Here is an 18,969-nt window from a genome sequence, read left to right on the forward strand (position 1 = left end):
CGGCCGTGCTTTCTCTACGCGCTCGCCAACAGGTTCCCGATCTGCCGCAAGCCGGCTAGGTCGTGGACATCTCCGGACATCGCACGTACCTGTGCCACGGGCACCGTGGGATGCGCCGAGACGAAATGCTCCTGCTCGCGGCTCTCGCGAGTGGCGAGTTGCATCCGGCCGGTGTGCAGCCGCAGCACAGCGGCCGTCAACTCGTGTTCGCCCCTCGACTCCAGGTCCTCGGCCGCGGCGGCGCTGCGTGCCGCCGAGAGCGCCGAGCCGGGCGACACGTGCACCCGGTTCACCACGAGCCCGGCGAGGGGCATGCGCTCCTCGGCGAGCCGTTCCACGAAGTACGACGCCTCCCTCATCGCGTCGCGCTCCGGCGCGGCCACCACGAGGAAGGCCGTGCCCGGCGCCTGCAACAGCTTGTACGTCATCTCGGCCCGCTGCCTGAACCCGCCGAACACGGCGTCCAGCGCGGACACGAACGTCTGCAGGTCCTTGATCACCTGCGCGCCGAGCAGCTTGGTCATCGCCCCGGCCATCAACCCGAACCCGGCGTTGAGCAGCCGGAACGCGCTGCGTCCGCCCGCCTTGGCGGGAGCGGTGAGCAGCCGGATGAACCGTCCGTCGAGGAAGCGGCCGAGCCGCTCGGGCGCGTCGAGGAAGTCCAGCGCCGACCGCGAGGGCGGCGTGTCCACGATGATCAGGTCCCACTCGTCGGAGCGGCGGAGCTGGCCGAGCTTCTCCATCGCCATGTACTCCTGCGTGCCCGAGAAACTGGAGGACAGCGACTGGTAGAAGGGGTTCGACAGGATCTGGCGGGCCCGTTCCGGGTCGGCGTGCGCCTCGATGATCTCGTCGAACGTGCGCTTCATGTCGAGCATCATGGCGAAGAGCTGGCCGCCGCCCTCGGGCGAGCTGACCAGGCGCGGGGTGTTGTCCAGCTCGGTCAGGCCCATCGACTGGGCCAGGCGGCGCGCCGGGTCGACGGTCAGCACCACCGCGCACCGGCCGCGTTCGGCGGCGCGCAGGCCGAGGGCCGCGGCGGTCGTGGTCTTGCCGACGCCGCCGGAGCCGCAGCAGACGATGATCCGGGTGCCCTTGTCGTCGAGGATCGCGTCGACGTCGAGGGGGATGGGCTTCTTCACGCGGCTCCCCGGTGGGTGCGGAGGATCTCGGCCAGCTCGTACAGGCCGGCCAGGTCGACGCCGTCGGCCAGCAGCGGCAGCTCGACGCGCGGCAGGCCGGCCTCGGCCAGCGACTCGCGCTCGGCGTGCTCCAGCTCGGTGCGGCGGGCGTGCTCGACGACCTCCTCGGCGAGCGCCTCGGCCATCGCGGCGGCGTCGGAGGTGTCGGCGAGACCGGCCGCCTTGAGCCCGAGCGCCAGCTCGCCCACGTCGAATCGGCCCTTGACAGCCATGTCAAGAGCGGCCTGTGGAAGCAGTGATTCACGGACCATGTTGATGAAAACGCAACCTGCGGGGAGCCCGGCCGAGCGCAATTCGGCGACCCCGTCGAGGGTCTCCTGCACCGGCATCTCCTCCAGGAGGGTGACGAAGTGCACCATCGTCTCCCTGGACTTCACGACGCCGTTCACGAGTTCCGAGTGGTTCTTGATCGGTCCGACCTTGGCCAGGCCGGCGACCTCCTGGGTGACGTTCAGGAAGCGCGTGATGCGGCCGGTGGGCGGCGCGTCGAGGACGACGGCGTCGTAGACCCGGCGGCCGTTCTTGCCCCGCCTGCGCACGGCCTCGGTCGTCTTGCCGGTGACCAGGACGTCGCGGAACCCGGGGGCCACGGTGGTGGCGAAGTCGACGATGCCCATCTTGGTCAGCGCGCGCCCGGCCCTGCGCATGCCGTAGAACATCTCCATGTATTCGAGCATGGCCTCTTCGGGATCGATGGCCAGCGCGTACACGTCGCCGCCGGAGGGCGCGACGGCGATCTTGCGCTCCTCGTAGGGCAGTGGCGGCAGGTCGAAGATCTGGGCGATGCCCTGCCTGCCCTCCACCTCGACGAGCAGCACCTTGCGCCCGCCCGCGGCCAGTGCGAGGGCGAGGGCGGCGGCGACGGTCGTCTTGCCGGTGCCGCCCTTGCCGGTGACGACGTGCAGCCGCACGTCGCCCCAATCCGTGTCCGGGAAGTCCACGTTTCGAGGCTACCGAACGGTTACTTGTCGAAACCCGACGGCCACCGTTTGATTGCTCACATTGTGGTCACCGCCTCCCGTATGGGTGGGGTGACAGGCCGGGAAGCGGCTTTCCATGAGATCGTCATGCCATGAAGAAATGGGAGTACCTCACCGCTCCGGTGCTGATCCACAACACGAAGATGATCCTCGACAACTTCGGGTCCGACGGCTGGGAGCTCGTCCAGATCGTCCAGGGCGCCTCGCCCGAGCAGCTCGTCGCCTACTTCAAGCGGGAGAAGGCATGACCCCCGAGGAGCGGATCGCCGAGCTCGGGTACGAGCTGCCCCAGCCGGTGACGCCGCTGGCCGCGTACGTGCCGACCGCCCGTACCGGTGACCTGGTCTACACCTCCGGCCAGGTGCCCATGCTGGAGGGCAAGCTGCACCAGACCGGCAAGCTCGGCGTCGACCTCGGCGTCGACGAGGGGAAGGCGCAGGCGCGCATCTGCGTGCTCAACGCGCTGGCCGCGCTGAAGGCCGAGCTGGGCGAGCTGTCCCGGGTGCGGCGGATCGTCAAGGTCGTGGTCTTCGTGGCCAGCGCGCCGAGCTTCACCGAGCAGCCGCAGGTGGCCAACGGCGCCAGCGACTTCCTGGCCGAGGTGTTCGGCGAGGCGGGCAAGCACGCCCGCAGCGCCGTGGGCGTGGCCGCGCTGCCGCTGGACGCCCCCGTGGAAGTGGAGCTGATCGCGGAGGTCTCCTGACCATCAGGATGTGTCACCATGACCGAGTGATGTTCTAGTAGGAGGTCAGGTGGCCGGTCTTCCCCTTCCCGACGAGCTCGCCGCGCGAGCCAGAGAGATCATCGCCGGGCGGCTCGCCCCCGTCCCGGCGCGCGACGCCGCCACGGTGGTGATCCTGCGCGGCTCGGGCCCGCGCGGCGGGCCCGAGGTCTACCTGCTCCGGCGGAAGTCCACGATGGCCTTCGCGGCGGGCGCCTACGTCTTCCCCGGCGGCTCCGTCGATCCACGCGACACCGACCAGGCGGTGGCCTGGGCCGGGCCGTCCCCCAAGGAGTGGGGAGAGGTCTTCCACGCCAGTGAGAACGTGGCGCGCGGGCTGGTGTGCGCGGCCGTGCGGGAGACGTTCGAGGAGTCCGGGGTGCTGCTGGCGGGCCCGGGGCCGGACAGCGTGGTCGAGGACACCACGGGCGACGACTGGGAGGCCGACCGGCTGGCGCTGATCGACCGGAGCCTGGCCTTCGCCGACTTCCTGGCCAAGCGGGGCCTGGTGCTGCGGTCCGACCTGCTCAAGCCGTGGGCCCACTGGATCACGCCGGAGATCGAGCAGCGCAGGTTCGACACCCGGTTCTTCGTGGCGGTGCTGCCCGAGGGGCAGCGCACGCGCGACGTCGGGGGCGAGGCCGACCACGTGGTGTGGCGGCGGCCGGCCGAGGCGATCGAGCTGTGGCGCGCGGGCGAGATCTTCCTGATGCCGCCCACCTCGCACACGCTCACCGAGCTGGCCGGGCACGACAGCGTGACGTCCGTGCTGGCCGAGGAGCGGCGGATCACCGCGATCCTGCCGGCGGCCGTGGAGGTCGAGGGGGAGATGAGGTTGATGACGCCGTGAGCGGCCTGCACATCCCGCTCGGCACGCCCGACGGCTCCCGTACCGAGCACGCCGAGAACCTGCTGGCGCCCAACCCGTCCGCCATGACGCTCGACGGCACCAACACCTGGGTCATCGGCACCCGCGACGCGGTCGTGGTCGATCCCGGGCCCGACGACGAGGCGCACCTGCTGCGCGTACGCGACCATCTGGGCGAGCGGCGGGTCACCCAGATCCTGCTCACGCACGGCCACGCCGACCACAGCGGCGGCGCCAAGCGGTTCGCCGAGCTGGTCGACGCCCCCGTACGCGCCCTCGACCCGCGCCACCGGCTCGGCGACGAAGGGCTCGGCGACGGCGACGTGATCACGGTCGACGGCCTGGAGCTGCACGTCCACGCCACGCCCGGCCACTCGTTCGACTCGCTGTGCTTCTGGCTGGCCCAGGATCGGGCCATGCTGACCGGCGACACCGTCCTCGGCCGGGGCACCACGATCATCGCCCAGGACGGCGGCCTCGGCGACTACCTGCGCAGCCTCGACCGGCTGCGGGCGGCGGCCGAGGGCCTGGGGGCGCGGGCGCTGCTGCCCGGCCACGGCCCGGTGCTGCCCGACCCGATCGCGGCCCTCGACGGCTACATCGCCCACCGGCGGCAGCGGCTCGACCAGATCAGGGCGGCGCAGGCGCAGGGCGCGCGCACGCCGCGGGAGGTCGTCGAGATCGTGTACGCCGACGTCGACAGGTCGCTCTGGCCCGCCGCGGAGGTCTCCGTGCGGGCCCAGCTCGACTACCTGGAACGGTTGTAGAGCCGGTCCATGTCGAGGATGACCACGGCCTTGGCCTCGATGCGCAGCCAGCCGCGCTGGGCGAAGTCGGCCAGGGCCTTGTTCACCGTCTCGCGCGAGGCCCCGACGAGCTGGGCCAGCTCCTCCTGGGTGAGGTCGTGGTGCACGCGCATGCCGTCGTCGGTCTTGGCGCCGAACCGCTCGGCCAGGTCGAGGAGCTGCTTGGCGACCCGGCCGGGCACGTCGGTGAAGACCAGGTCGGCCAGCACGTCGTTGGTGCGGCGCAGCCGCTGGGCCAGCGCGCGCAGCAGGTGCAGCGCCACCTCGGGGCGGCCGGTCAGCCACGGGCGCAGGTCGTCGTGGCCCAGACCGGCCAGGCGCACGTCGGTCAGCGCCGTCGCCGTGGCGGTGCGCGGACGCGGGTCGAACAGCGACAGCTCGCCGAACATCTCGCTCGGGCCGAGCACGCTCAGCAGGTTCTCGCGGCCGTCGGGCGACGTGCGGGAAAGTTTGATCTTGCCTTCGAGCACGACGTAGAGCCGGTCGCCGGTCTCGTTCTCGTGGAAGAGGGTCTGTCCCTTGGACAGCTGGACCTCGGTGATGCTCGTCCGCAGCGCCGCGGCGCTCTCGCGGTCGAGCGCGGCGAACAGGGGGGCCTTGCCCAGCACATCTTCGGTGTTCACTCTGCCTCCTCTGCTGCCATTGTGACTCACCCCACTCCGGGCGGCACACACAGGCTATGGGAATGCCCGGGTTAGCCCGGTATTGCCCTGTTGTGTGGCGCACTGAAGTGTATGAACAAATCGGGTGACCTGCTTACTTCCGCAGGAGGTCGTCCACGGAGGCGACCGCCGTCGCCATCGTGTGGCCCAGCAGGACGCGTACGACATGGGCCGCCGAAGGGCGGCCGGCCGGCTCCGGACGGCGGCACCGCTCGACGACGCCGCGCAGCGGCTGCGGCAGCGCGCCGGACCCGCTCGCGAACCTCACCAGCTCGGCCCAGTCCCGCACGTCGGCGGCCGGGCCGCCGCGACCGGGCGAGCCCTGCACGCCCACCAGCACCTGGCCGCGCGTGCCGAGCGCGACGTTGTCCGGGGTGAGCCGCAGGCCGGTCACGCCGTGGGCGTGCATCCTCGCCATCGCCGCCGCGCTGCCCAGCGCCAGCCGGTGCAGCGCCGCGCCGCGCAACGGCCCGCCCGCGCGGACGAACTCGGTCAGTGACTCGCCCTTGTGCCGATCGCCCATGGTCGCCGCCCTCCAAGCCGCCAGGTTGTACGCGAACGCGGCGTAGAAGGTTCAACCGTTCCCATAGTCTTGCGGCATGGCCACGAACGCGGCGGGGCGCAAGCCGGAGACCCAGCTCGCCCTGGTACGGCGGGCACGCAAGATGAACCGTATCCTCGCCGAGACCTACCCCGACGCCCACTGTGAGCTCGACTTCCGCAACCCGCTGGAGCTCCTGGTCGCCACCATCCTGTCGGCCCAGTGCACCGACAAGCGGGTGAACATGGTGACCCCCACCCTGTTCGCCAAATACCCCACCGTCGAGGACTACGCCGCCGCCGACCGCGCCGAGATGGAAGACATCATCCGCTCGACCGGCTTCTTCCGCGCGAAGACCAACAGCATCATCGGCATGGCCCAGGCCGTGTGCGAGCGTTACCGCGGCGAGGTGCCCGGCCGGCTCAAAGACCTGGTCACCCTGCCCGGCGTGGGCCGCAAGACCGCGAACGTGGTGCTCGGCAACGCGTTCGGCGTGCCGGGGCTGACCGTCGACACGCACTTCCAGCGGCTCGTGCGCCGCTTCGGCTGGACTGAGGAGACCGACCCCGTCAAGATCGAGCACATCGTGGCCGAGCTGCTGCCCCGGCGCGAGTGGACGATCTTCTCCCACCGGGTGATCTGGCACGGCCGCCGCATCTGCCACGCCCGCCGTCCGGCCTGCGGCGTGTGCCCGCTGGCGAACCTGTGCCCCTCCTTCGGCACCGGGCCCACCGGCGAGGCGGAGGCCGAGAAGCTGGTCAGGCCCGGTCCCTTCTCCTGATCCCCGAGCCGCGGGAAGTGATCGAGGCCGTGCCGTGTTGGAGGTTGGCGTGACAGAAGTGCCCGACTGGCTCGAACGGCTGGCGGCGCAGGCCGCGCGCATCACGGTCCCCCGATACCTGCGTCCCCCGGCCGACGGCGGGCGCCCGGCCGCGGTGCTGATGTTGTTCGGCGAGGGCCCGCTCGGCCCCGACGTGCTGCTCATCCAGCGCAGCTCACGCGGGCGCAGGCACGCGGGCCAGCCCGCCTTCCCCGGCGGCGGCGTCGATCCCGGCGACGGCGGCCCGGTCGGCGCGGCCCTGCGCGAGGCGGAGGAGGAGACCGGCGTCGATCCCCGCGGCGTCCGCGTCCTCGGCACGATGCCCGAGCTCTACCTCGATCACAGCGACAACCGGGTCACCCCGGTGTTCGGCTGGTGGCACACGCCTTCCGCCGTGCACGCGGCCTCGCCGGACGAGGTGGAGTCCGTGGAGCGGGTGCCGATCGCCGAACTGGTCGATCCGGGCAACCGGGTCATGTTGCGGCATCCCAGCGGGCTCGCCGGCCCGGCCTTCCACGTGCGGGGCATGCTGGTGTGGGGGTTCACCGCCATGGTGCTCGACGCCGTGCTGCGCGAGGGCGGCCTCGAACGTCCCTGGGACCAGGCGCGGCTGGAGGACCTGCCGGCCGAGGTCGTGCGGCTCGGCCTGCGCGAGCGCACCACTCCGGCCCCCTGACGCAGGACGCCGGGCCAGGGTCGCTCCGGCGCCCTGACGCGGGACGCCGGGCCGGGGTCACTCCGGGGCCCTGAGCGAGACGCCCAGCGAGGCCCAGTCGGCCACGTCGGCGTCGTCGTCGGCGGCCAGGGTGCGCAGCATCTCCAGGCCGGCCCGGTCGGGCGGGTCGCCGAGCACGTGCTGCAGCGCGTACGCGGCCCCGTACCGCACCCGGGCGTCGCCGTGACAGGCCAGGTCGATCACCGAAGGCAGCGAGCGGGGGTCGGCCAGGTGGCCGAAGGCGATCAGCACGGAGTACAGGACCATGGCGTCGTCCTCGCTGGCGGCCAGGTAGCGCAGCACCGGCAGCGTACGGTCCACGAACGGCCGCAACATGCCCATGATGTCCACCCCGAGCAGGCGCTCGGCCACGTTGTCCGCAGCGCACAGACGGCGTGCCTCGATGAACGACTCCAGGTCGGCCCGCTGGCGCAGCTGGCAGATCACGTGCCAGCGCAGCGGGCCGTCCGGATCGGTGTCGCTGAGAGCTGCCTGGATGAGATCGCGCACTGTTCCCTCGGCCGGCGGCATACCGCTCAAGATAGCCAGGCGGGTGACGCCGTCCTGGCGGAAGACGTGCACACTTGACCGTATCGCTGGCTACCTTTGAAGCGTGCGCGGTGATCTGCTTGACCTCATATTGATCGGCCTCGTGATCGCCTTCGGCGTATCCGGCTACCGACAGGGCTTCATCATCGGCGCGATGAGCTTCGTGGGGTTCGTGGGCGGCGCCGTGCTCGGCATCTTCATCGCTCCACCGATCGCCAAGGCCGTCGTCGACGGCGACACCCCGCAGGCGCTGCTCGCGATCGTGATCGTCTTCCTGGCCGCCACGATCGGCCAGTTCGCCTCCTCCACGGTCGGCGCGGTCGTGCGCAGCCACGTGACGTGGGAGCCGGCCAAGATGGCCGACGCGGTGGGCGGCACGTTCGCCAGCGCGCTGTCCGTGCTGGTGATCGCCTGGCTGATCGGGTCGCTGATCGTCTCGACGACGTTCACCCCGCTGGTCGACCAGGTCAAGAACTCCGCGCTGCTGACCACCGTCGACGACGCGATCCCGCAGGCCGCGCGCAACTGGCAGCAGCCGTTCAAGAAGTTCGTCGACAGGTCGGAGTTCCCGCCCGTCTTCGACGCGATCGGCGCCGACACGCTGATCGACGTGCCGCCGCCCGCGCAGAGCATCCTCCAGGGCGCCAAGCTGGGCCGGGCCCAGCGGGCCATCGTCAAGGTCCAGGGCAACGCCGAGAGCTGCAACAAGCACATCGAGGGCACCGGCTTCGTCTACGCCGACGACCGGATCATGACCAACGCCCACGTCGTCGCCGGCGTCACCCGCGATCTCGAGGTCATCGACTACAAGAACGTGCGCCACCCGGCCAAGGTCGTGCGCTACAACCCCCAGCGCGACATCGCGATCCTCTACGTGCCCGGCCTCGACCTGCCGCAGCTCAGCTTCGAGGCCGACGGCAAGCGCGGCGCCAACGCGATCATCGCCGGCTTCCCCAGGGGCAAGGGCTTCACCGCCGAGCCGGCCCGCATCGGCGGCCGCCTCGACGCCGAGGGCCCCGACATCTACCACGGCAGCAACGTCCGGCGGAAGGTCTACGCGATCCGCGGCAAGGTGCTGCCGGGCAACTCCGGCGGCCCGCTGCTCACCGTCGACGGCCGCGTCTACGGCGTGATCTTCGCCGCCGCGGTCAGCGAGAAGGACACCGGTTACGTGCTGACCGCCGAGGAGGTCGCGCCCGACGCCGGCCAGGGCCGGAACGACACCTCCGCGGCCAGCACCCAGGAGTGCGACTAACCGGGCAGCTCGCCCAGGATCAGGGCGATCGCCTCGGCGGGGTCGCTGTCCTGGGTCAGGCCGGTGGCCGCCCTGCCGACGGCGTCGTAGTCGCCGCCGTACGCCTGCGCCCTGGCCGCGCCGCGGCTGAACAGGGTGACCGCGCCGCGACCGTTGCCGCGCTGGAGGTGCGTCAGGCCGACGCAGATCTGCGCGAGCCCCTGCCACAACTCGCGCTCCTCCTCGGGCGCGCACTTCCAGCGGCCCTCGAAGACCTCGTGGGCGTTGAACGGCAGCCCTTCGGCCAGGAAACGCCGCGCGTCGGCGAGCGCCCGTTCGGTGGTGGGGGCGTAGTCGTCGGGGACCCGGTCGACGCCGGGCGAGCCGTAGGGGAGCGGCCTGCCGTACGCGTCGCGTGGCCTGGCGTTGCGCGGCTTGCCCTGGGGGTCGCGGTCTCTCATCGCTCGCGGGGCTTCCTCATCGGTCGGGCTCGGGGTCGGCCAGCCAGCCGAGCAGCTCGGTGTCGAACACGTCGGGGATCTCTTCGTGGGGGAAATGGCCGGCGCCCTCGAACAGCCGCCAGCGGTAGGGGGCGGCGACGTACCGGCTGGAGCCCTGGGCGGTGCGGGGCAGCACGCACGGGTCGAGCGCGCCGTGCAGGTGCAGCGTCGGCGCCTCGATCTCGGTACGCATGACCCGGGCGTAGCGGCGGCCGTCCGGCCGCAGCTGGGAACGGCCGAACCAGCGGTGGTACTCCAGCGCCGAGTGGGCCACGGCGGGGATCCGGAACGCCTCCCGGTAGGTGCGCGCGGTCTCGGCGTCGGGCCAGCCGGGCGCCGACCAGCTCGTCAGGATGCGGCCGACCAGGGCGGCGTCGTGCCGGGTGAGCCGGCGTTCGGGCAGCAGCGGGAGCTGGTAGCCGAGCGCGTGCCGGCCGGCCTTGAACTGGGCGGGGTCGGTCATCAGCGCGTTGCGCAGCCGCAGCGGGTGCGGCGCCGAGACCGCCACCAGCCGGCGCACGCACTTGGGGTCGAGCACGGCCATCGTCCAGGCCAGCAGGCCGCCCCAGCCGTGCCCGACGACGACCGCGCCGGTCTCGCCCAGCGCGCGGATCAGGCCGGTCGCGTCGGCGGCCAGGGTGGGCAGGTCGTAGCCGCGCGGCGGCTTGTCGCTGCCGCCGTAGCCGCGCAGATCGGCGGCGACCGCCCGGAAACCGGCCCGGGCGAGGGAGGTGAGCTGGTTGCGCCAGGTCCACCAGAACTGCGGGAACCCGTGCAGCAGCAGGACCAGCGGCCCCTCGCCGGCCTCCACGACGTGGAAGCGGGTGCCGCCGGCGTGCACGGCCCGGTGTGTCCACGGGCCGTCGATCTGGACGACCGACTCGTCAGGTGCCATCACGACTCACCGGCTGGCCCTCGGGACTGGGCACGGGAAGCGGCTGCTCCTCCGGCGTCGCGATCTCCTTGAGGCCCTTGATCGACCTGGCGGTGCGCTTCATCCCGGCCAGGCCCTTCAGCCGGCGTACGCCGACCAGCACCAGCAGGCCCGCGGCCACCAGGTAGAAGACGGTCACGATGAGGAAGGCCAGCCAGTTGGGCAGCCACTGGGCGAGCACGTACGCGATGGTGAACGAGGCCAGGATCAGGCACAGGTGCGCCATGAACGCGGCGGCGGCGAACAGGCCCGCGGCCATGCCCACCCGCTTGGCGTCGAACTTGAACTCGGCCTTGGCCAGCTCGATCTCGGAGCGGACGAGGTCGGAGATATGGCTGCTGGCCTGGGCGACCAGCGAGCCCAGGGATTCTTCCTCGGGAGTCTGCGGCATGAACGTCTCCTATCGAGGCCTGGTGGCCGTGTCAAACATCCCGTACTGACGGCTGGGCGCCACCGAACACGCCGAGGACGCTGCTACTCACAGAACTACCCGATCGCCCACGATAACGCCGTCCGGTGGAGACAGCTGAGGCGCATGCCCGGTTCGGGCATGCGCCTCAGCTGTCCTGCGGCCTGATCAGTCCTCGGACTTGGCCGCGGGCAGCTTCTCGGAGATGAGGTTCATCACCGTGCTGTCGGCCAGCGTGGTGACGTCGCCGATGCTGCGGTTCTCGGCCACGTCGCGCAGGAGACGACGCATGATCTTGCCGGAGCGGGTCTTCGGCAGCTCGGGGACAACCAGGATCTGCCGCGGCTTGGCGATCGGGCCCAGCGTCTTGGCCACGTGGTCGCGCAGCTCGGCGGCGATGTCGTCGCTCTCCTCCACGCTGCCGCGCAGGATCACGAACGACACGATGGCCTGGCCGGTCACCGGGTCGGTGGCGCCGACCACGGCCGCCTCGGCGACCTTGGGGTGGCTCACCAGCGCGCTCTCCACCTCGGTGGTGGAGATGTTGTGGCCGGAGACGAGCATGACGTCGTCGACGCGGCCGAGCAGCCACAGGTCGCCGTCCTCGTCCTTCTTCGCGCCGTCGCCGGGGAAGTACATGCCCTCGAAACGCGACCAGTACGTGTCGATGTAGCGCTGGTCGTCGCCCCAGATCGTGCGCAGCATGGAGGGCCACGGCTCGCGCACCACGAGGAAGCCGCCGCCGCCGTTGGGCACGCTGTTGCCCTGGTCGTCGACCACGTCGGCGTTGATGCCCGGCAGCGGCCGCATCGCCGCGCCCGGCTTGGCCGAGGTGACGCCCGGCAGCGGGCTGATCATGATCGCGCCGGTCTCCGTCTGCCACCAGGTGTCCACGACCGGGCAGCGGTCGTGGCCGATGTTCTCCCGGTACCAGACGTAGGCCTCGGGGTTGATCGGCTCGCCGACCGAGCCCAGGACGCGCAGGCTGGACATGTCGAACTTGGCGGGGATGTCGTCGCCCCACTTCATGAACGTCCGGATCGCCGTGGGGGCGGTGTAGAGGATCGTGACCTTGTACTTCTGCACGATCTCCCAGAACCGGCCGCGGTGCGGGGTGTCCGGGGTGCCCTCGTAGATGACGCTGGTCGCGCCGTTGGCGAGGGGGCCGTAGACGATGTAGGAATGGCCGGTGACCCAGCCGATGTCGGCCGTGCACCAGTAGATGTCGGTCTCGGGCTTGAGGTCGAAGACCGCGTGGTGCGTATAGGCGGTCTGGGTGAGGTAGCCGCCGGTCGTGTGCAGGATGCCCTTGGGCTTACCGGTGGTGCCGCTGGTGTAGAGGATGTACAGCGGGTCCTCGGCGTCGTGGGGCTCGGCGGCGTGCTGGTCGCTCTGGCGCTCGACCAGGTCGTGCCACCACACGTCCTTCTCGCCCACCGCGACGTCCTGGCCGGTGCGCCGTACGACGAGCACGTTCTCCACCTGGGGGCACTCGGCGACGGCCTCGTCCACGGTGGGCTTGAGCGCGCTCGGCTTGCCGCGGCGGTAGCCGCCGTCGGCCGTGATCACGAGCTTGGCGTCGGCGTCGTCGATGCGGCTCTTGAGCGCGCCGGCGGAGAAGCCGCCGAACACCACCGAGTGGATCGCGCCGATGCGGGCGCAGGCCAGCATCGCGATCGGCAGCTCGGGGATCATCGGCATGTAGATGGCCACCCGGTCGCCCTTGCCCACGCCGAGCTCCTGAAGGGCGTTGGCGGCCTTGCTGACCTCGGTCTTGAGGTCGTTGTAGGTGAGCGTGCGGCTGTCGCCCTCGGGCTCGCCCTCCCAGTGGTAGGCGACCTTGTCGCCGCGTCCCTCCTCGACGTGCCGGTCGACGCAGTTGTAGGCGACGTTGAGCTCGCCGCCGACGAACCACTTGGCGAACGGCGCGTTCCACTCCAGCGTCGTGTCCCACCGCCTGGCCCAGGTCAGCCGCTCGGCCGCGCGCTCCCAGAAGGCGAGACGGTCGGCGTCGGCCTCGGCGTAGGCGGCGGCGGTCACGTTCGCGGCCGCGGCCAGCTCAGCCGGTGGTGCGAACCGGCGGTTCTCCTGCAGCAGGTTGGACAGCGCCTGGGTCTCGTTGCCAGGGGTCTCCGGGGCCACTTCGTGCTCCTTCTATGGCCAGGTGGGATAGGTCGGGTCCCACTTCACCAGCTCACGGCCTCCCCACACAAGAGGTCTAGACAGGTCTGTACCGATTCGCGTGGGTGGCCGCACGATTATCAGCTCGCATGACAAACGCAATTGAACTGTTGTCATCCTGAAATCAGGAGAATATGCGGTTCGGCGTGGCGGGAAAAAGCGGGGGGTGCCGTAGCGCCTAATCCGGCGGCGGTCCGGTCCATGGCGAGGGGCGGCGTGGCGCCTCATATGGCGGTGGCCGTGGTCTCGGGCGGGCATGACGTGATGCCTTTTGCGGCGGCGGTGTGACCCAGGGCAGGGCATGGTGTGGTGCCATTTGCGGCGGTGGTGTGGGCCCGTGGCGGGGCATGGCGTGATGCCTTTCGCGGCGGTGGTGTGGCCCATGGTGGGGCACGGTGTACCCGCCGGTAAGGTCGGTTTCCGTGAGTGACCCATTGGCCGTCATCGCGCGGTTCCCAGGCGTGTCCGAGGCGGTTGACGAGGCCCGGCAGGCCGTCGACAGGCTCTATCGGCATCGCGTCCTGCGCCGGGCGAGCCCGGCGGTGTCCACCGAGTCGTCCCTGCGCGGCGCGCGGGCCTCGGCCGCGATCGAGGGCGCCGACGTGCCGCTGGACGCGCTGCGCCGCGACGAGGTGCACGACCCGCTGGTCCAGGGGGCGCTGCGGGCGTCCGCGGAGATGGGCCGGCTCGGCGCCACCTGGCGGAAGGCGCCGAGGCAGGTGCTGGCCCGCCTGCACACCGTCGCCGCCGCGGGACTCGCCGACCAGCCCGACCTGGGACGTCCCCGTACGGACGACTCCGCCCCCGACCCGCTCGGGCTCGGCCCCGCGCCGGGGGCCGCGGAGACCGCGACGCGGATGGAGGCCCTGCTCCGGCTGCTGGAAGGGGCGGGCAAGGCCCCGGCGATCGTGCTGGCCGCCGTGGTGCACGCCGAGCTGGCGGTGCTGCGTCCGTTCGGTACGTGCGACGGCGTCGTGGCCCGCTCGGCGGAGCGGCTGACCCTGGTCGAGTACGGGCTCGACCCGAAGTCGCTGGTCGTCGTGGAGATCGGGCACCTGGAGCTGCCGTACGCGGAGGCGCTGCGGGCGTACCTGACCGGCACCCCCGAGGGCGTCGGTCAGTGGGTACAACACTGTGCCTCGGCGGTAAGCCTGGGGGTGCGGGAGACGACCGCGATCTGCGAAGCGATGCAGCGGGGCTGACGGACGGGCTGGTCACATAGCTGACGGCGTCTCGTGCGAGACGCCGTCTGCCGGTGCATCACACCGGGTTACCAAGCGTGCACCTCAATTCGTCGGAGCGGGTCAAGCCCGTCACGACGCGCCTCCCGCGGCTGGTCGCACGTGGGTGCCCGGCTGATGCACCCGGACAAGTGGTCCGTAACACCTTTCTACGTCGGATCCCCCCTGATGGGAACCCCTTGGCACAAGACCTTTACCGGGCCCTGAGGCGGCCGGGAGGGTTCCGTTGCGGCGCCCGCGAACGCCAACCCGTTACCTACCTGTGACGATTACGGACAGTGATCGCCTTTATGCGATCGTTATGGGGTGGCGAAAAAACTTGGCGAAAATGCCAGATTACTGCTCGACGAAACTCGAGTGGATCGGGCAGCATACGGTGGTATCGCCCGAAACTGGAGCGACTGAGTGAGGGATTGCTTTGCAAGTCTCTTGCCATGCTCCGGTGAAGTGATGAAAGCTTTCTTCTGAAACGGGACCGGCTCTACCCCCCCGGAGCCGGACCGATCAGGCGACCCCCGCTCTCCCCCCCGGCGGGGGTCGCCCTTTTTCCGCCCCAGGTCGTCTCGGGCTCACCGGTTGTCCACAGGCGGCACGTGCCTCGGCGCCGCCGTCCACAGAATCCCGTTCGCCCTCTCGCGACGTCCCTCCTCACCGGCAGGGTTGGCCTCCCACGCCCCCGCAAGAGGAGGACCCCGTGCACCGCCCCCTGGTCATCACCGAGGACCACGACCTCCTCGACGACCTGGTCCGCATCGCGGCCGCCGCCGGCGCCCAGCTCGACGTGGCCCAGTCCCCCGCCGGCGCGCGCCCCTACTGGAACCTCGCCCCCCTGGTCGCCGTCGGCCCCGACCAGGCCGACGCGCTCTCCGCCACCTCGCCGCCCGCCCGCGACCAGGTGCTCCTGGTGACCCGCGTCCCCGACGACCCCGACACCTGGCGAAAATGCGTGGCCGTGGGCGCCCAGGGCGTCGTCCGCCTGCCCGGCGACGAGCGCCACCTCGTGGAGCGTCTCGCCGACGCCATGGAGCCCGAACCCCGGTCCGGCGCGGTGACCTGCGTCGTCGGCGGCCACGGCGGGGCGGGCGCGAGCGTGGTCGCCGCCTGCCTGGCCCTGCGCGCCTCGGGCGACCGCCTCCGTACGCTGCTGGTCGACGCCGACCCGCTGGGCGGCGGCATCGACGCGCTGCTCGGCCACGAGGAGGCGGCGGGCGCCCGCTGGGGCGACCTCGTGGCGAGGGAGGGAAGGATCAGCTCCACCGCCCTGCGGGCGGCGCTCCCGTCGTTCGGCGACCTCGCGGTCCTGTCCTTCCACCGGGGCGCGGTGGCCGCGATCCCGTCCCAGGCCATGCGCTCGGTCCTGGAAGCGGGCCGGCGCGGCTTCGACCTGATCGTCGTCGACCTGCCACGCCATCTCGACCCGGCCGCCGTGGAAGCCCTCACCAGGGCGACCACGACCCTGACGGTCACCACGGCAGACCTGCGCGGCATCCTGTCCACCGTCCAGGTCCTGGGGGAGCTCCGCAAACACACCTCCGACGTGCGGGCCGTCCTCCGTCCCGGCGTCCTCGACGAGGAGACGGCCGCGGCGTCCCTCGGCATCCCCGTCGCCGCCCGCCTGCCCGACCACCCGAGGCTCACCGCCACCCTCAACCGGGGCGAGCTGCCCGGGCTTGGCCCGCGCACGGTCCTCGGGGCCCTCTGCGCCGTCCTCCTCCGCGACCTGCTCCCGGCATGAGCGCCGCAGAGGAGGTCTCGCCGGAGCTCGTGGAGGCCGTCCGCGTCCGCCTGGCGCGCGCCGGTGTGGAGCCGACGGCGGCCCAGGTGGCCGTGGCGCTCCGGGCCGAACGCTCGGTCTACGGAGACGCCGAGATCCTGGCGGTGGCCCGCGCCCTGTGCGCCGACCTGATCGGCGCCGGCCCGCTGGAGCCGCTCCTGGCCCGCCCCGACGTCACCGACGTCCTGGTCAACGGCCCACGCGAGGTGTGGATCGACGACGGCGGCGGCCTGCGCCGCACCTCCGTCACCTTCACGGACGACGGGGCGGTCCGCAGGCTGGCCCAGCGCCTCGCGGCCGCCGCCGGTCGCCGGCTCGACGACGCGTCCCCCTACGTCGACGCGCGGCTGGCCGGCGGCGTCCGGCTGCACGCCGTGCTGCCGCCGATCGCGTCCGGTGGCACCTGCGTGTCGCTGCGTCTGCCGCCGCGCCGCACCTTCACCCTGTCCGACCTGGTGTCGGCCGGCACGATCGCCCCGGCGGCCGTCACGGTGCTGACGGCGATGGTCGACGCCCGGCTCGCCTTCCTCGTCACCGGAGGCACCGGCACAGGCAAGACCACGCTCCTGTCGGCCCTGCTGTCCCAGGCCGACCCGGCCGAACGGCTCCTGCTGGTGGAGGACTCCGCCGAGCTGCGCCCTCTGCACCCCCACGTGGTCCGTCTGGAGACCCGCCCGGCCAACCTCGAAGGAGCGGGCGGGGTGGGCCTGCGCGACCTGGTGCGCCAGGCGTTGCGCATGCGTCCCGACCGTCTCGTGGTGGGCGAGGTCAGGGGAGCGGAGGTCGTCGACCTGCTCGCCGCCCTGAACACCGGCCACGAGGGCGGCTGCGGCACCCTGCACGCCAACGCCGCGGCCGACGTGCCGCCCCGCCTGGAAGCCCTCGGCTGCGCGGCTGGGCTGACCAGGGAGGCCGTGCACAGCCAGCTGGCCGCGGCCCTCGACGTGGTCGTCCACCTGACCCGCACCCGCAGCGACGGCCGAAGGCGCGTCGCCGAGATCTGCCTGCTCTCCAGAACCCCGGCCGGCCTCGTCGAATCGGTCCCCGCCCTCACCTTCGCCGCGAACGGCTCCTCCCACACCGGCCCCGGCTACGAATCCCTGCTGCGCAGGGCATCGTGAAGGCCTCCGGGCGATGACCGCCGCGCTCGTCTCAGCCTTGTCCACAGCCTGCGCCATCTGGCTGTGGACCGGCCCCGCCACGCCCGCCCGCCGCCTGCACGCGCTCCTGATCGCTCGCCATCGCCGTCTCCCATGGCAACACCTGCTGCGGGCCACCCTCACCCGCCCCGGTCCCGCCCGCCGCGCCGACTCCTGGCGCCGGGCCTCCATAGAGCTGTGCCAGTCGCTCTCGGCCGAGCTCGCCGCGGGCCGCACCCCCGGCGAAGCCCTGACCCGGGCCATCACGACAGTCGACTTCCCCGACCCGGAAGCCCTGCGCCCCGCCCTGGCCGCCGCGCGAGACGGCGGCGACGTCTCCGCGGCCCTCACGGCGGCGGCGCCGGCTCAGGGCGGCGAGGGCCTCCGCCGGCTCGCGGCCTGCTGGGACGTCAGCCTCACCGTGGGCGCCGGCATGTCCGCCCTCGTCGAACGAGTCGGCGGCACGCTCCGCGCCGCCCAGACCCACCGCCAGGACGTCGCCGCCCAACTGGCGGGCCCCCGCACGACGGCCCGGATGCTCGCGGGCCTGCCGGTCCTCGGCCTGCTCATGGCGGGAGCGCTCGACATGCATCCGCTGAGCTTCCTGTTCGGCACCTGGCCGGGCCTGCTCTGCCTCCTGTCCGGCACCGCCCTCGACGCCTGCGGCCTGTGGTGGACCCACCGCATGGCCACCAAAGCCCAACCCTGACCCCGCCACGCCTTCGACACCTGTAGGCCAGTACTCCTGCGTGATCTGTAGGCCGGCACTTCTGCGTGATCTGTAGGCCGCTACTCCGGCGTGATCTGTAAGCCGGTACTCCGGCGAGGCGTCCTCATCTCTGCCAACCGAACCTCTGGATTTCGTCCGATGCTCCCTTTGTTGTCCGCCCTCTGCGCAGCCCTCGCGACCTGGTTGTGGTCAGCCCCACGCGTCCCGGCGGACCGCCTCAGCCGCCTCCTGCCCGCGCCCGGCCCGCCGTCGAGCCCCGCCACCTCTCCGACGGACGTCCCCGCCCAGCCCGACTGGCTCGACAAGAAGGATCCCCACCACCGCCGCCCGAGCCGCAGAACCGTCACCACCGCCGCCGTCACCGGCGTGATCACGGCCCTCCTGATCGGCGGCCTCCCAGGAATCGCGGTGGCCCTTCTGCTGACCCCGGTGACCGCCCTGATCCTGCACAGGAAGGAACCTCCGCGGTCCCGCCAGGAACGCGAGCAGATCACCGCCGACCTCCCCTTCGCCGCCGACCTGATGACCGCCTGCCTTCTCGCCGGACAACCGGTGACCGCCGCCACCGACCTGGCCGCGACCACGATCGGCGGCCCCCTCGGTCAGCGTCTGGCATGGGTGGGCAGCCAACTCCGGTTGGGCGCCGACCCCGAGCCGACCTGGGCGACCCTGGCGAAGGACCCGGCCCTGAGCCAGCTGTCGAGAGCCATGAGCCGGGCCGCGCAGACCGGCGCCCCGCTGGCGGACGTCCTGACCCGGCTGGCCGATGACGCCCGAGACACTGCCAGAGCCGCCTCACTCGCCGCCGCCCGGACCGTGGGCGTGAAGGCGGTCGCCCCGCTGGGCCTGTGCTTCCTGCCGACTTTCGTCCTCCTCGGCATCATCCCGGTGATCGCCGGCCTCGCTTCCACGATCGTCCTGCCGTGACGTCCCCTTGGCGGCGGACTTGTCCACAGGCTGGGG

Annotated in this window: 21 protein-coding genes; 12 read left to right on the plus strand and 9 right to left on the minus strand. The window is 71.9% G+C overall.

Features of this window, described 5'->3' with window-relative positions; all coding sequences use genetic code 11:
• Positions 1-14 precede the first annotated feature (14 nt).
• Entirely contained in the window at positions 15-1,142 is a 1,128-nt protein-coding gene (locus tag AB0J71_RS22830) for an ArsA family ATPase (protein ID WP_352321366.1), read from the minus strand.
• On the minus strand, positions 1,139-2,143 hold the full coding sequence (locus tag AB0J71_RS22835; protein ID WP_352321368.1) for an ArsA-related P-loop ATPase: 1,005 nt from the start codon (positions 2,141-2,143) through the stop codon (positions 1,139-1,141). The genes AB0J71_RS22830 and AB0J71_RS22835 overlap by 4 nt, the downstream gene beginning before the upstream one ends.
• 131 nt (positions 2,144-2,274) lie before the next feature.
• Between AB0J71_RS22835 and AB0J71_RS22840 the strand changes: the two genes are divergently transcribed.
• From AB0J71_RS22840 to AB0J71_RS22855, 4 genes are read left to right on the plus strand one after another with little or no spacing between them, the layout of a single operon-like run.
• Complete coding sequence (locus AB0J71_RS22840; RefSeq protein ID WP_352321370.1) at positions 2,275-2,430, plus strand: hypothetical protein; 156 nt, start codon at positions 2,275-2,277, stop codon at positions 2,428-2,430.
• The gene (locus AB0J71_RS22845) at positions 2,427-2,885 is read left to right on the plus strand and encodes a RidA family protein (RefSeq protein WP_352321372.1); all 459 of its coding nucleotides are present in this window, start codon (positions 2,427-2,429) and stop codon (positions 2,883-2,885) included. Before AB0J71_RS22840 ends, AB0J71_RS22845 begins: the two co-directional genes overlap by 4 nt.
• 49 nt (positions 2,886-2,934) lie before the next feature.
• Complete coding sequence (locus AB0J71_RS22850; RefSeq protein WP_352321374.1) at positions 2,935-3,753, plus strand: NUDIX hydrolase; 819 nt, start codon at positions 2,935-2,937, stop codon at positions 3,751-3,753.
• The gene (locus AB0J71_RS22855; protein ID WP_352321376.1) at positions 3,750-4,538 is read left to right on the plus strand and encodes an MBL fold metallo-hydrolase; all 789 of its coding nucleotides are present in this window, start codon (positions 3,750-3,752) and stop codon (positions 4,536-4,538) included. Before AB0J71_RS22850 ends, AB0J71_RS22855 begins: the two co-directional genes overlap by 4 nt.
• Here AB0J71_RS22855 and AB0J71_RS22860 read toward each other — a convergent pair.
• Both AB0J71_RS22860 and AB0J71_RS22865 read right to left on the minus strand, forming a co-directional pair.
• Positions 4,520-5,200: a Crp/Fnr family transcriptional regulator gene (locus tag AB0J71_RS22860; protein ID WP_352321378.1), complete on the minus strand. Its 681-nt coding sequence runs from the start codon at positions 5,198-5,200 to the stop codon at positions 4,520-4,522. The genes AB0J71_RS22855 and AB0J71_RS22860 overlap by 19 nt on opposite strands.
• Before the next feature lie 133 nt (positions 5,201-5,333).
• A complete protein-coding gene (locus AB0J71_RS22865; RefSeq protein WP_352321380.1) occupies positions 5,334-5,762 on the minus strand; it encodes a hypothetical protein in 429 nt (142 codons plus the stop codon).
• Positions 5,763-5,838: 76 nt separating this feature from the next.
• Here AB0J71_RS22865 and nth point away from each other — a divergent pair, with 76 nt between their 5' ends.
• Together nth and AB0J71_RS22875 are read left to right on the plus strand one after the other, a co-directional pair.
• The gene (nth, locus tag AB0J71_RS22870) at positions 5,839-6,561 is read left to right on the plus strand and encodes an endonuclease III (protein ID WP_352321382.1); all 723 of its coding nucleotides are present in this window, start codon (positions 5,839-5,841) and stop codon (positions 6,559-6,561) included.
• 49 nt (positions 6,562-6,610) lie between these two features.
• The gene (locus AB0J71_RS22875) at positions 6,611-7,276 is read left to right on the plus strand and encodes a CoA pyrophosphatase (RefSeq protein ID WP_352321383.1); all 666 of its coding nucleotides are present in this window, start codon (positions 6,611-6,613) and stop codon (positions 7,274-7,276) included.
• Between the two features lie 57 nt (positions 7,277-7,333).
• Here the strand turns inward: AB0J71_RS22875 and AB0J71_RS22880 are convergent, their stop codons facing one another.
• Positions 7,334-7,825 carry a HEAT repeat domain-containing protein gene (locus AB0J71_RS22880; protein WP_352321385.1) on the minus strand — a complete coding sequence of 164 codons (492 nt, stop codon included), beginning with the start codon at positions 7,823-7,825 and terminating at the stop codon, positions 7,334-7,336.
• A gap of 103 nt (positions 7,826-7,928) precedes the next feature.
• Here AB0J71_RS22880 and AB0J71_RS22885 point away from each other — a divergent pair, with 103 nt between their 5' ends.
• Positions 7,929-9,119, plus strand: a complete 1,191-nt coding sequence (locus tag AB0J71_RS22885; RefSeq protein WP_352321387.1) for a MarP family serine protease — start codon at positions 7,929-7,931, stop codon at positions 9,117-9,119.
• Here the strand turns inward: AB0J71_RS22885 and AB0J71_RS22890 are convergent.
• From AB0J71_RS22890 to acs, 4 genes are all read right to left on the minus strand, one after another.
• The gene (locus tag AB0J71_RS22890) at positions 9,116-9,559 is read right to left on the minus strand and encodes a DUF309 domain-containing protein (RefSeq protein WP_364415869.1); all 444 of its coding nucleotides are present in this window, start codon (positions 9,557-9,559) and stop codon (positions 9,116-9,118) included. The two genes, AB0J71_RS22885 and AB0J71_RS22890, sit on opposite strands and share 4 nt — an antisense overlap.
• 16 nt (positions 9,560-9,575) lie before the next feature.
• Complete coding sequence (locus tag AB0J71_RS22895) at positions 9,576-10,493, minus strand: alpha/beta hydrolase (RefSeq protein ID WP_352321390.1); 918 nt, start codon at positions 10,491-10,493, stop codon at positions 9,576-9,578.
• Positions 10,483-10,923 (minus strand): phage holin family protein, encoded by a 441-nt coding sequence (locus AB0J71_RS22900; protein ID WP_352321392.1) that lies wholly within the window; start codon positions 10,921-10,923, stop codon positions 10,483-10,485. Before AB0J71_RS22900 ends, AB0J71_RS22895 begins: the two co-directional genes overlap by 11 nt.
• Before the next feature lie 186 nt (positions 10,924-11,109).
• Entirely contained in the window at positions 11,110-13,083 is a 1,974-nt protein-coding gene (acs, locus tag AB0J71_RS22905; protein WP_352319202.1) for an acetate--CoA ligase, read from the minus strand.
• 461 nt (positions 13,084-13,544) lie between these two features.
• Between acs and AB0J71_RS22910 the strand changes: the two genes are divergently transcribed.
• From AB0J71_RS22910 to AB0J71_RS22930, 5 genes are all read left to right on the plus strand, one after another.
• On the plus strand, positions 13,545-14,324 hold the full coding sequence (locus AB0J71_RS22910; RefSeq protein WP_352319200.1) for an oxidoreductase: 780 nt from the start codon (positions 13,545-13,547) through the stop codon (positions 14,322-14,324).
• Positions 14,325-15,057: 733 nt separating this feature from the next.
• The gene (ssd, locus tag AB0J71_RS22915; RefSeq protein ID WP_364415871.1) at positions 15,058-16,098 is read left to right on the plus strand and encodes a septum site-determining protein Ssd; all 1,041 of its coding nucleotides are present in this window, start codon (positions 15,058-15,060) and stop codon (positions 16,096-16,098) included.
• Positions 16,095-17,258 carry a TadA family conjugal transfer-associated ATPase gene (locus tag AB0J71_RS22920; RefSeq protein WP_364415873.1) on the plus strand — a complete coding sequence of 388 codons (1,164 nt, stop codon included), beginning with the start codon at positions 16,095-16,097 and terminating at the stop codon, positions 17,256-17,258. Before ssd ends, AB0J71_RS22920 begins: the two co-directional genes overlap by 4 nt.
• Positions 17,259-17,295: 37 nt before the next feature.
• The gene (locus AB0J71_RS22925) at positions 17,296-17,985 is read left to right on the plus strand and encodes a type II secretion system F family protein (protein WP_364415875.1); all 690 of its coding nucleotides are present in this window, start codon (positions 17,296-17,298) and stop codon (positions 17,983-17,985) included.
• Positions 17,986-18,144: 159 nt separating this feature from the next.
• Positions 18,145-18,933, plus strand: a complete 789-nt coding sequence (locus AB0J71_RS22930; RefSeq protein WP_364415878.1) for a type II secretion system F family protein — start codon at positions 18,145-18,147, stop codon at positions 18,931-18,933.
• Positions 18,934-18,969 lie beyond the last annotated feature (36 nt).

This window comes from Nonomuraea sp. NPDC049637, from assembly GCF_040675235.1.
GTDB lineage: Bacteria > Actinomycetota > Actinomycetes > Streptosporangiales > Streptosporangiaceae > Nonomuraea.